11 protein-coding genes are annotated in these 11,602 nt (G+C 73.4%); all 11 read left to right on the top strand.

Features of this window, described 5'->3' with window-relative positions; translation table 11 throughout:
* The first annotated feature begins 33 nt into the window (after nt 1-33).
* The 11 genes from PO879_RS11720 (at nt 34) to atpB (ending at nt 11,593) form a co-directional block, all read left to right on the top strand.
* The gene (locus PO879_RS11720) at nt 34-1,404 is read left to right on the top strand and encodes a homoserine dehydrogenase (RefSeq protein ID WP_278237519.1); all 1,371 of its coding nucleotides are present in this window, start codon (nt 34-36) and stop codon (nt 1,402-1,404) included.
* Nucleotides 1,405-1,406: 2 nt separating this feature from the next.
* Nucleotides 1,407-2,513, top strand: a complete 1,107-nt coding sequence (gene thrC, locus PO879_RS11715) for a threonine synthase (RefSeq protein WP_278235072.1) — start codon at nt 1,407-1,409, stop codon at nt 2,511-2,513.
* Between the two features lies 1 nt (nt 2,514).
* The gene (gene thrB, locus PO879_RS11710; RefSeq protein ID WP_278235071.1) at nt 2,515-3,474 is read left to right on the top strand and encodes a homoserine kinase; all 960 of its coding nucleotides are present in this window, start codon (nt 2,515-2,517) and stop codon (nt 3,472-3,474) included.
* A 246-nt stretch (nt 3,475-3,720) separates the two neighbouring features.
* Nucleotides 3,721-5,658, top strand: coding sequence for a transcription termination factor Rho (gene rho, locus PO879_RS11705; RefSeq protein WP_278235070.1), 1,938 nt, complete (start codon nt 3,721-3,723; stop codon nt 5,656-5,658).
* A gap of 118 nt (nt 5,659-5,776) precedes the next feature.
* Complete coding sequence (rpmE, locus tag PO879_RS11700; protein ID WP_278235069.1) at nt 5,777-5,989, top strand: 50S ribosomal protein L31; 213 nt, start codon at nt 5,777-5,779, stop codon at nt 5,987-5,989.
* A gap of 228 nt (nt 5,990-6,217) precedes the next feature.
* On the top strand, nt 6,218-7,309 hold the full coding sequence (gene prfA, locus PO879_RS11695) for a peptide chain release factor 1 (RefSeq protein ID WP_278235068.1): 1,092 nt from the start codon (nt 6,218-6,220) through the stop codon (nt 7,307-7,309).
* Nucleotides 7,302-8,249, top strand: coding sequence for a peptide chain release factor N(5)-glutamine methyltransferase (gene prmC / locus PO879_RS11690; RefSeq protein ID WP_278235067.1), 948 nt, complete (start codon nt 7,302-7,304; stop codon nt 8,247-8,249). Before prfA ends, prmC begins: the two co-directional genes overlap by 8 nt.
* A gap of 5 nt (nt 8,250-8,254) precedes the next feature.
* Complete coding sequence (locus PO879_RS11685; RefSeq protein ID WP_278237518.1) at nt 8,255-8,917, top strand: L-threonylcarbamoyladenylate synthase; 663 nt, start codon at nt 8,255-8,257, stop codon at nt 8,915-8,917.
* Nucleotides 8,914-10,143 carry an MraY family glycosyltransferase gene (locus PO879_RS11680; RefSeq protein WP_278235066.1) on the top strand — a complete coding sequence of 410 codons (1,230 nt, stop codon included), beginning with the start codon at nt 8,914-8,916 and terminating at the stop codon, nt 10,141-10,143. Before PO879_RS11685 ends, PO879_RS11680 begins: the two co-directional genes overlap by 4 nt.
* Entirely contained in the window at nt 10,097-10,576 is a 480-nt protein-coding gene (locus PO879_RS11675) for a hypothetical protein (protein ID WP_278235065.1), read from the top strand. The genes PO879_RS11680 and PO879_RS11675 overlap by 47 nt, the downstream gene beginning before the upstream one ends.
* A gap of 261 nt (nt 10,577-10,837) precedes the next feature.
* Complete coding sequence (atpB, locus tag PO879_RS11670; protein ID WP_347568597.1) at nt 10,838-11,593, top strand: F0F1 ATP synthase subunit A; 756 nt, start codon at nt 10,838-10,840, stop codon at nt 11,591-11,593.
* Nucleotides 11,594-11,602 lie beyond the last annotated feature (9 nt).

Genomic DNA, 11,602 nt, shown 5'->3' with positions numbered 1-11,602 from the left:
GGCCCCGTGCCCGCTGCAGACCACCGGCCCGCCGTGACCGCGACGTCGGACACCGACCGTCGTGAGCAACGCGCCCTGCGGGTCGCCCTGCTCGGGTGCGGCGTGGTCGGCACCGAGGTCGCCCGCGGCCTGCTCGAGAACTCCGCCGAGCTGGCCGCCCGTGCCGGAGCGCCGCTGGAGGTCGTGGGCATCGCCGTGCGGGACGCCTCGCGCGAGCGGCCGGGCATCCCCGCCGACCTGCTGACCGAGGACGCCGAGGCGCTCGTCGACGCCGCCGACGTCGTGGTCGAGCTCATGGGCGGCATCGAGCCGGCGCGCACGCTCATCCTGCGGGCGCTCGAGCGCGGCGCCAGCGTCGTCACGGCGAACAAGCAGCTCCTGGCCGAGCAGGGCCCGGTCCTGTTCGAGGCCGCCGACGCGGCGCGCGCGGACCTGTCGTTCGAGGCCGCCGTCGCCGGCGCGATCCCGATCGTGCGTCCCGTGCGCGAGTCGTTGGCCGGGGACCAGGTCGAGCGGGTCCTCGGCATCGTCAACGGCACGACGAACTACGTCCTGGACGAGATGACCACGCAGGGCATGGACCTCGAGGACGTCGTCAAGCGCGCCCAGGAGCTCGGGTACGCCGAGGCCGACCCGACCGCCGACGTCGACGGCTACGACGCTGCGGCCAAGGCGGCCATCCTCGCCTCGTTGGCGTTCCACACCCGCGTCTCGATCCACCAGGTGGCGCGCGAGGGGATCCGCCACATCACCAGCGACGACGTCGACTGGGCCCGACGTACGGGCTACGTCCTCAAGCTGCTCGCCATCGCCGAGCGCACCGACGAGGGCGTCGCCGCGCGCGTCCACCCGGCGCTGGTGCCGACCGACCACCCGCTGGCCGCGGTGCGCGGCGCGTTCAACGCCGTCTTCGTCGAGGCCGAGGGTGCCGGACCGCTGATGTTCTACGGGCAGGGTGCGGGCGGACGGCCCACGGCCTCGGCCGTGCTCGGCGACGTCGTGTCGGCGGCGCGCGACCGCCTCATCGGGGGCAAGGGACCCCACGAGTCGGCCTACGCCTCGCTGCCCGTGCTGTCCGCCGACGCCGCCGTCACCCGCTACCAGGTGCGCCTCGAGGTCGCGGACCGCACCGGTGTCCTGGCCCAGGTCGCCGGTGTCCTGGCCGACCACGGCGTGTCCATCGACACCGTGCGGCAGAGCGAGGCGCTCACCGCGCCCTTCGAGGCCGAGCCGGCCTCGGAGCCGGCGCCCTGTGCCGTGCCCGACGAGGGCGAGCCGGTGGCCCGTCTCGTCATCACCACCCACGCCGCCCGCGAGGCGTCGCTCGCCGCGACGGTCTCCGCGCTGCGCGACCTGGAACCCGTTCGTCAGATCACGTCAGTCCTGCGAGTCGAGGGAGTCTGAGCATGCCGGCCCATCAGTGGCGGGGTGTCATCGCCGAGTACGCCGACCGGTTGCCGGCCCACGTCGCCGAGAAGATCGTCACCCTCGCCGAGGGCGGGACGCCGCTCGTCGAGGCCCCGGCGCTGTCCCGGCGCACCGGCGCCGACGTCTACGTCAAGGTCGAGGGGATGAACCCGACCGCGTCGTTCAAGGACCGCGGTATGACGACGGCGATCTCCGCCGCCGCCGCCCGAGGAGCCCAGGCCGTCGTGTGCGCCTCCACCGGCAACACCTCGGCCTCGGCCGCCGCCTACGCCACCCGCGCCGGGATGGTCTGCGCCGTCCTGGTGCCGGACGGCAAGATCGCCATGGGCAAGCTGAGCCAGGCGATCGCGCACGGCGCCAAGCTGCTCCAGGTGGACGGCAACTTCGACGACTGCCTCGTGGTGGCGCGCAAGCTGTCCGAGGCCTACCCGGTCGAGCTCGTGAACTCGGTCAACCCCGACCGGATCGAGGGCCAGAAGACCGCCGCCTTCGAGGTGGTCGACGCCCTCGGCGACGCCCCCGACATCCACGCCCTGCCGGTGGGCAACGCGGGCAACATCACGGCCTACTGGAAGGGCTACCGGGAGTTCGCCGGGATCCCGACGAGCGAGGGGGGACCCGGTGCGGCGCCCGAGGCGGTGGCGACGCGGACCCCGGCGATGTGGGGCTTCCAGGCCGCCGGTGCCGCGCCGATCGTCGCCGGGCACCCCGTCGACCCCGAGACCATCGCCACGGCGATCCGCATCGGCAACCCCGCCTCCTGGGCGCAGGCCGAGGCGGCCCGGGACGACTCGGGCGGCGTCATCGAGGCCGTCTCCGACGCCGAGATCCTCGCGGCGCACCGGGTGCTCTCGGCCGACGTGGGCGTCTTCGTCGAGCCGGCCTCGGCCGCCGGCGTCGCGGGCCTGCTCTCGCGCGCCGAGCGAGGCCTCGTCCCGGCGGGTGCCCGGGTGGTCGTCACCGTCACGGGACACGGCCTGAAGGACCCGCAGTGGGCCCTGCGCACCCCCGACGGCGGGGACGTGACCCCGACCCGGGTCGGGGCGGACGTCGTCTCGGTCGCCGACGCTCTCGGGCTGGGCTGAGATGCAGCTCGGTACCGATCACGTCCTGGTGCGGGTGCCCGCCACCAGCGCCAACCTCGGTCCGGGGTTCGACGCCATGGGCCTCGCGCTGGGTCTCCACGACGAGATCGAGGTCGACCTCCTGGCCAGCGACGAGATCACGGTCGACGTCGTCGGGGAGGGTGCCGGCCAGGTGCCCGACGGCGAGGACCACCTCGTGGTGCGGGCGCTGCGGCACACGCTCGAGCTCGCCGGCGCGCCGCTGACCGGTCTGCGCATGCGGTGCACGAACCGGATCCCGCACGGCCGCGGCCTCGGCTCCTCGGCGGCCGCGGTCGTCTCGGGCGTCGTGGCCGCGCGGGGGCTGCTCGCGGACCCTCAGTCCCTCGACGTGACGACGATGCTGCGCATCGCCACCGAGTTCGAGGGGCACCCCGACAACGCCGCGCCCGCGCTGCGCGGCGGCGCCACGCTGGCCTGGTCGGGGGCGTCCGGCGCCCAGGCGGTCGACCTGGAGGTCGATCCCCGGATCACCGCGACGGTGCTGGTCCCCGACACCCAGCTCGCCACCAGCCGGGCCCGCGGCGTGCTCCCCGCCCAGGTGCCGCACGCCGACGCGGCCTTCACGGCCGGTCGTGCGGCGCTCCTCGTGGAGGCCCTGGCGCGCCGCCCGGAGCTGCTGCTGGACGCCACCGAGGACCGGCTGCACCAGGGCTACCGGGCCGAGGTCATGGCCGCGACCGCGGAGCTCGTGCGCGCGCTGCGGGCCGAGGGGTACGCCGCGACCGTGTCGGGTGCGGGCCCGACGGTGCTGGTGCTCGCCGCCGAGCGGCAGACCGCCGGCCTGGACGGCGTGCTCGCCGACCTGGTGGACGGCGTCGCAGGCTGGCGTGCCTGGCGGCCGGGGATCGACATCACCGGGGCCGTCTGCAGAAGTGGTAGCATGGACCAAGCCTTCGGGACGGTGGCAGGACGAGCATGAGGTCGTCGTTCCTGACCCACGTCGACATCGTCACGTGATGACGGTCCGAACGACGCGTCCGTCCGAAGCCCCTTCGCAGCCCGCTCGCCGGTTCCTGCGCCGAAGGCCGCCAGCAACCCCGTCAGCCGACGTCGTCGTACCACTGATGCGAGGTTTCGCGTCCGGGCGCCCCCAGCACCCGGACGCCCGCCACCCCGGTCCCCGCGGACGCACCGCGGGACCGCATACGAGGGGGAAGGGTCCTTCGTGACGAACAGCACCGACAGCCTGAGCTCGATGAAGCTTGCCGAGCTCCAGGCGATGGCGTCCCAGATGGGCGTCAAGGGAACGAGCCGGATGCGCAAGAGCGACCTGGCCGACGCGATCCGCGCCAACCGCGCGTCCGGCGGCAGCCGCCGGGACGACGCCGGCCGTGCGCCCGAGCGTCGGGCCGCGAGCGGGGAGGCCCCCGCCAAGGCGGCCTCCGCCGACCCCGTGGCCGCCGCGTCGACCGCCGCGCCCGCCGTCCGGACCGAGGCTCCCGCCGAGGACGCCCCGCGCCGCCGCCGTGCGGTGCGCACCTCGGGCGCCGCCGCTCCGGAGCAGGGCTCCGGTCGTGCCGGCGGCGCGGAGTCCGCGAGCGACCGCGAGGCCCGGCTGGCCGAGCTCGCCGACGCCGTCGCCGCGCCCAAGGAGCGCCAGCCCCGGTCGGACCGCCAGGACGGCGGCAACCGCGGCGACTCCGCGAACCAGGGCGACGGTGGCGACAACCGCCGTCGCGGGGGCCAGGACGGCCAGGACGGGTCCGGCGACAACCGTGGCGACCAGGGCGGCCAGGGCCGTCAGCAGGGCGACCAGCGCCAGCGCGGCGGCGACCAGCAGGAGCGCTCGGGCTCCCGGCGCCGGCGCGGCCGCGACCGCGGTCGGGACCGTCGCCGCAACCGCGGCGGGCGCGGCGGCAACGGGCCGGACATGCCCCTGGAGGAGCCGGAGGTCCGCGAGGACGACGTGCTGCTCCCCGTCGCGGGCATCCTCGACATGCGCGACAACTACGCGTTCGTGCGCACCAGCGGCTACCTGCCCGGGCCCAAGGACGTCTACGTCTCGATGAACCAGGTCCGCAAGTCGGGCCTGCGTCGCGGTGACGCCGTCGTCGGCGCGATCCGCCAGCCCCGCGACGGCGAGGACCAGTCGAACAACGGCGGCGGGGGCGGCAAGAACAACCCGCGCAACAAGTTCTCCGCGCTCGTGCGTCTCGACTCCGTCAACGGCATGACGCCGGAGGAGGCCCGGCAGCGTCCGGAGTTCACCAAGCTGACGCCGCTGTACCCGCAGGAGCGCCTGCGTCTGGAGAACCCCGAGGCGACCCGGCTGACCCCGCGCGTCATCGACATCGTCGCGCCGGTCGGCAAGGGGCAGCGCGGCCTGATCGTCTCCCCGCCCAAGGCCGGCAAGACGATCATCATGCAGCAGATCGCCAACGCGATCACGGCGAACAACCCCGAGGTCCACCTCATGGTGGTGCTCGTGGACGAGCGCCCCGAAGAGGTCACGGACATGGAGCGGACGGTCAAGGGCGAGGTCATCGCCTCGACGTTCGACCGCCCGGCGTCCGACCACACGATCGTCGCCGAGCTCGCGATCGAGCGGGCCAAGCGTCTGGTCGAGCTCGGCCAGGACGTCGTGGTGCTGCTCGACTCCATCACCCGCCTGTCGCGCGCCTACAACCTGGCGGCTCCGGCGTCGGGCCGGATCCTGTCCGGCGGTGTGGACGCCGCGGCGCTCTACCCGCCGAAGAAGTTCTTCGGCGCGGCCCGCAACATCGAGGAGGGCGGCTCGCTGACGATCCTCGGCTCCGCCCTGGTGGAGACGGGCTCGAAGATGGACGAGGTGATCTTCGAGGAGTTCAAGGGCACCGGCAACATGGAGCTGCGGCTGTCGCGCAACCTCGCGGACCGGCGGATCTTCCCGGCGGTGGACGTCAACGCGTCCGGCACCCGTCGCGAGGAGATCCTCATGTCCAAGGAGGAGCTCGGCATCGTCTACAAGCTGCGCCGGGTCATGGGTGCGCTGGACCAGCAGCAGGCGATCGAGCTGCTGCTCGGCAAGCTCAAGGACACCAAGACGAACGTCGAGTTCCTGCTGCAGGTCCAGAAGACCACGCCGTCCGGCCTCACGGACGACCGTCCCGGCGAGACCGTCTGAGGTCACACCGGGAACATCCCCGCCAGGACGTGCGTTCTGGCACAATGGTTCGTCGGCCTGCCGGTTCACGGCTCGCGGTCCTGCGAGGCGACCCGGCGGCATCACACCAAGGAGCATCATGAAGAGCGGTATCCACCCCGAGTACGTCACCACCGAGGTCACCTGCACCTGCGGCAACACCTTCGTCACCCGCAGCACCGAGACCTCCGGCAAGATCAACGCCGACGTCTGCAGCGCCTGCCACCCGTTCTACACGGGCAAGCAGAAGATCCTCGACACCGGTGGTCGTGTGGCCCGGTTCCAGGCTCGCTACGGCAAGAAGAACAAGTAGCACCCCCGGCAGCGCCGGTGGTCCGCCCGACAACCTCTCCAGGGGCAGTCGGTCGCAGGACCACCGGCGCTGCCGTCGTCTCCGGGGATCCCGACGAGCCCCGGAGCGGCCGGCGGCCCGTGCTACCTCGCCGAGCAGACGCCTACCTCGTCGGGACAGTGCCTACCTCGCCCGGAGGTCGCCTACCTCGCGGGGGGCCGGCTCCCGCGCGGACGAACAGGAGACGACGTGACCGAGGACTTCGCGGTGGCTCGGCCGCTGCTGGCGGAGCACGCCGAGATCGAGCGTGAGCTCGCCGATCCGGCGGTGCACGCCGACCAGGGCAGGGCCCGCACCCTCGGACGTCGCTACGCCGAGCTGAACCGTGTCGTGGGCGCCTACCGCGCCTGGCGGTCCGCGAGCGACGACGCCACCGCGGCGGCCGAGCTCGCCGCCGAGGACGAGTCGTTCGCGGCCGAGGTCCCCGCCCTGCGCGAGGCCGAGGCCGACGCCGCCGAGCACCTGCGCCGCGTGCTCGTCCCGCGCGACCCGGACGACGGTCGCGACGTCATCCTGGAGATCAAGGCCGGCGAGGGCGGCGACGAGTCCGCGCTGTTCGCCGGCGACCTGCTGCGGATGTACCTGCGCTTCGCGGAGCGCCGCGGCTGGGCCACCCAGGTGCTCGAGTCCACCGAGACCGAGCTCGGTGGTTTCAAGGACGTCCAGCTCGCCGTGAAGAGCCGCGGCACGCCCGAGGACCCGGCGGACGGCGTGTGGGCGAACCTCAAGTACGAGGGCGGCGTGCACCGCGTGCAGCGGGTCCCGGTGACCGAGTCCCAGGGCCGGATCCACACCTCCGCGGCCGGCGTGCTCGTGCTGCCCGAGGTCGACGACCCGGGCGAGGTCGAGATCGACCCGAACGACCTGCGCATCGACGTCTACCGGTCCTCCGGCCCGGGCGGGCAGTCGGTCAACACCACCGACTCGGCGGTGCGCATCACGCACGAGCCGACGGGCATCGTCGTGTCCATGCAGAACGAGAAGTCCCAGCTGCAGAACAAGGAGCAGGCGATGCGCGTGCTCCGTGCGCGGCTGCTGGCCGCGCAGCAGGAGGAGGCCGCCGCCGCCGCGGCGGACATCCGCCGGTCCCAGGTGCGCACGGTCGACCGCAGCGAGCGCATCCGGACGTACAACTTCCCGGAGAACCGCATCGCCGACCACCGCACGGGCTACAAGGCCTACAACCTCGACCACGTGCTGGCCGGCGACCTCGACCCCGTCGTGCGGTCCGCGGTGGACGCCGACGAGGCGGCGCGGCTCGCCGCCGCCGGCGATGCCTGAGCCGGTCGGTGCGCTGCTGCGCGGTGCGACGCAGCGCCTCGCCGCGGCCGGTGTCCCGTCCCCGCGCACCGACGCCGAGCTGCTCCTGGCCCACGTGCTTGCCCTGCCGCGCGGCGAGGTCCGGCGCCTCGCCCTCCTGGACGCCCCGGTGCCCGACGGCGGCCCCCCGGACGCCGGGGCCGCGGCACGCCGCTTCGCGGGACTGGTCGACCGCCGCGCCGCCCGGGAGCCGCTGCAGCACCTGACCGGGGCGGCTCCCTTCCGGCACCTGGAGCTGTCCGTCGGCCCGGGGGTGTTCGTGCCCCGGCCCGAGACCGAGCAGGTCGCCCAGGTCGCGATCGACGAGGCGACGGGCGTCGCCGCCGCCCGGGGCCGCGTCGTCGTCGTCGACCTGTGCACCGGCTCCGGGGCGATCGCGCTGGCGGTGGCCACGGAGGTGGCCGGTGCCGAGGTGCACGCCGTCGAGCTGGACGGCGCCGCGCACGGGTGGGCCGCCCGCAACGTCGCGGCGGTCGCCGGCGCCGACGGGACCGAGGTCCACCTGGTCCGCGGGGACGCCCGCACGGCGCTGGCCCGCCTGGACGGGACGGTCGACGTCGTCGTCTCGAACCCGCCGTACGTCCCCCCGGACGCCGTGCCCCGCGACCCCGAGGTCGCCGGTCACGACCCGGACGTCGCGCTGTACGGCCTGGGCGCCGACGGCCTGGAGGTGCCGCGCGGGATCGCCCGCGCCGCGGCGCGGCTGCTGCGCCCCGGCGGGCTGTTCGTCATGGAGCACGCCGAGACCCAGGCCGCCGGTGCGCGGTCGCTGGCGGCTGCCGCCGGGTTCGTCGACGTGCGCACCGCGGACGACCTGACCGGCCGCCCCCGCATGGCGGTGGGGCGACGGCCCACGGACGCCGCGGCCGGGCGGGGAACCGTGACAGACTGGGGCGAGTGAGCAGCGTGCACGACGTGACCGACGAGAACTCCTGGGGCCCCGCGATCGACGAGGCCGTGAACACGATCTCCCGGGGAGGACTCGTCGTCCTCCCGACCGACACGGTGTACGGGATCGGCGCGGACGCCTTCGACGCGGACGCCGTCGCCGCGCTCCTCGCGGCGAAGGGACGGGGCCGGCAGATGCCGCCCCCGGTGCTCGTGCCCGACGCCCGCACCCTGGACGGGCTCGCCGTCGACGTGGCCCCGGAGGCGCGGGCGCTGGTCGAGGCGTTCTGGCCGGGCGGGTTCACCATCATCCTGCGGTCCCAGCCGTCCCTGCACTGGGACCTGGGGGAGACCCACGGCACCGTGGCGCTGCGCATGCCCGACCACCCGGCCGCCCTCGCGCTGCTGCGCCGGACCGGACCTCTCGCCGTGTCCAGCGCCAACCGCACGGGCCGGCCCGCCGCCACCGAGGCGACGGACGCGGTCGAGCAGCTCGGTGACGCGGTGGGCTGCTACCTCGACGGCGGCACGGCCCCCGGCGGTGTCGCGTCGACGATCGTCGACGCGACCGGACCGCGGCTGCGCGTCGTGCGGGCCGGCGCCGTGCCGCTCGACGCGCTGCGCGAGGTCGCCCCCGTGCTCGGCGTCGACGAGACCGCGGAGGAGGAGACCTCCGGGTGAGGGCCTATCTGCTGGTCATGCTCATCGCCGCGGCGGTGACCTACCTGGCCACCCCCGGCGCTCGCTGGGTCGCCCGGCGCACCAACGCGATCTCCGCGGTCCGCGCCCGCGACGTCCACGTCCAGCCGACGCCGCGCCTGGGTGGGCTGGCGATGCTGCTCGGGATCGTCGTGGCCGTCCTGCTGGCCTCCCGGATGCCGTTCCTCGCGGGCGTCTTCGACGAGCCGCAGGTCTTCGGCGTGGTCGGCGGCGCCGTCATCGTCTGCCTGCTGGGGTGGGCCGACGACGTCTGGGACCTGGACTGGATGACGAAGCTGGCCGGGCAGATCCTCGCCGCCGGCTTCCTGGCGATCAACCAGGTCCAGCTGACCGCCCTGCCGATGCCGGGCGGGCTGACCATCCCGTCGGCGCGGCTGTCGCTGTTCGTGACGATCCTCGTGATCGTCGTGGCGATGAACGCCGTGAACTTCGTCGACGGTCTCGACGGGCTCGCGGCCGGGATCGTCGCCATCGGCGGGTCCGCGTTCTTCCTCTACACGTACTTCCTCACGCAGCAGGCGAGCCCGGCGGACTACTCGAGCTTCGCCACGATGATGACGGCGGTGCTCGTCGGCGTCTGTCTCGGCTTCCTGCCGCACAACTTCTACCCCTCGCACATCTTCATGGGCGACTCGGGGTCGATGATCCTGGGGCTGGTCTTCGCCGGTGCGGCGATCTCGATCACCAGCAGCTTCGACCCGACCGTCACCGACGCGCTGTCGGGCGCCCAGCGCGCCACGATCTTCATCCCGCTCCTGCTGCCGCTGGCCGTGACGCTGCTGCCGCTGCTGGACATGACGATGGCGGTCGTGCGCCGGCTGGCCGCCGGCAAGTCGCCGATGGCCCCCGACCGCATGCACCTGCACCACCGGATGCTGGCCCTGGGGCACTCCCACCGCCGCGCCGTGCTCATCCTGTACGTCTGGACGGCGGTCTTCGCCTTCGGCACCGCGGCGCTGGTGCCGTGGCGGTGGCAGGTGGTGCTGGCCTGGCTGGTCGTGGCGGTCGTGATCGCCCTGGTGCTGACCCTCGGCCCGCTGCGCACGCGCGGGCGCTTCCTCGACGACGACGTGGCCTCGGGCGCGCACCCGGTCGCCGCGACGTCGTCCTCGCCGACCGTCCCCGAGAAGGAGACCGACCATGACCGAGCAGAACGCCACACCGGGCACGCCGGACGAACCGGCTGAGGAGGCCGCGGGACGGTCGTTCGAGGAGGTGCAGTCCTCGGAGCGGGCGATGCTCCGGCAGGCGCTGCGCTCCACCCTGCTGCTCGTCGGGGCGCTCGTGGTGCTCGGCGGTCTCGTGGGGTGGTTCGTCGCGGGAGCGGCCGGCGTGTGGGGCGCCCTGGTGGGCGCCGGCCTGGCGGCCTTCTTCTGCGCGACGACGATCTGGTCGATGCTGCGCACGGTCGGCAAGTCGCCCACGGCGATGGCGGCCGGGGTGATGGGCGCCTGGCTGGCCAAGATCGTGGTGCTCCTGGTCGTGCTGGTGCTGCTGCGCGGCGCCGACTTCTACGACCCGTACGTGCTCTTCGTCGTCCTGGCCCTCGGTGCGGTGGGGTCCGCCCTGCTGGACTACCAGGCGGTGCGCGGGGCACGGATGCCCTACGTGCAGCCCTGACCTGCACGGAAGGCACGGCGCGCCGACCGCGTACGTGCCGTTGTTCACAAGGCGCACGATTCCAACCTCGAGATGCCTGGTTCCGTGTCGGACCATCCGACTTCATCTAGTAGGCTGTGCGCGAATCCATGACGGCCAGGTCCGACGGCGTGCCCACGTGTTCGTGGAGCGCCGAACGACCTTCGACCTCCGGGAGTCCTCCTGTTCACCTCAGCGACCCCCACGCTGCTCGCCGCCTCCGAGGGTGAGGGCGGCTTCCATGTGCCGTCCATCGACGAATTCTTCCCGCCCGCGATCCTCTTCGAGGACACGATCTTCCAGATCGACCGGATCTGGATCATCCGCATCATCGCGATGGCGGTGCTGCTGACCGTCTTCGTGGTGGCCGCCCGGCGCGCGAAGCTCGTGCCGGGACGGTTCCAGGGCGCGATCGAGATGATCCTCGACTTCGTCCGCGTGCAGATCGCCGAGGAGATCCTCGGCAAGACGAACGCCCGGCGTTTCGTCCCGATGCTGACGACGATCTTCCTGGCGATCCTCGCGTTCAACCTCACGGGCATCATCCCGTTCCTCAACATGGCCGGCACCGCCCGCATCGGGCTGCCGATCGTCCTCGCCCTGTGGGTCTTCGTCACCTACTGGTGGATCGGCGTCAGCAAGCACGGGCTCGGCGGCTACCTGAAGAACAACCTCTTCCCGCCCGGCATCCCGTGGCCGATCTACTTCATCGTCACGCCGATCGAGCTGCTGCAGATCCTCGTGGTCCGCCCGGCCTCGCTCGCGCTGCGACTCGCGGCCAACATGATCGCCGGGCACATCATGCTCGTGCTCTGCTTCGCGGCGACGCACTTCTTCCTCCTCGAGGCGTCGTGGGCGCTCAAGCCCATCGGCGCACTGACCCTCGCGGGCGGCTTCGCCGTCACGCTGTTCGAGATCCTGGTCGCTCTGCTGCAGGCGTACATCTTCGCCCTGCTCGCCGCGGTCTACATCAGCCTGTCGCTGGAGGAGGAGCACTGATCCTCGCGG

This window comes from Isoptericola sp. AK164, from assembly GCF_029643425.1.
Taxonomy (GTDB): Bacteria; Actinomycetota; Actinomycetes; order Actinomycetales; family Cellulomonadaceae; genus Isoptericola; species Isoptericola haloaureus.
The sequence above is the reverse complement of the archived record's forward strand: the minus strand, read 5'-3'. Positions and strand labels throughout refer to the sequence as shown.

Bases quoted from the DNA above. Each gene is read 5' to 3' on its own strand.
- thrC (WP_278235072.1), top strand. From the start codon at position 1,407: ATGCCGGCCCATCAGTGGCGGGGTGTCATCGCCGAGTACGCCGACCGG.
- thrB (WP_278235071.1), top strand. From the start codon at position 2,515: ATGCAGCTCGGTACCGATCACGTCCTGGTGCGGGTGCCCGCCACCAGC.
- rpmE (WP_278235069.1), top strand. From the start codon at position 5,777: ATGAAGAGCGGTATCCACCCCGAGTACGTCACCACCGAGGTCACCTGC.
- prmC (WP_278235067.1), top strand. From the start codon at position 7,302: ATGCCTGAGCCGGTCGGTGCGCTGCTGCGCGGTGCGACGCAGCGCCTC.
- PO879_RS11675 (WP_278235065.1), top strand. From the start codon at position 10,097: ATGACCGAGCAGAACGCCACACCGGGCACGCCGGACGAACCGGCTGAG.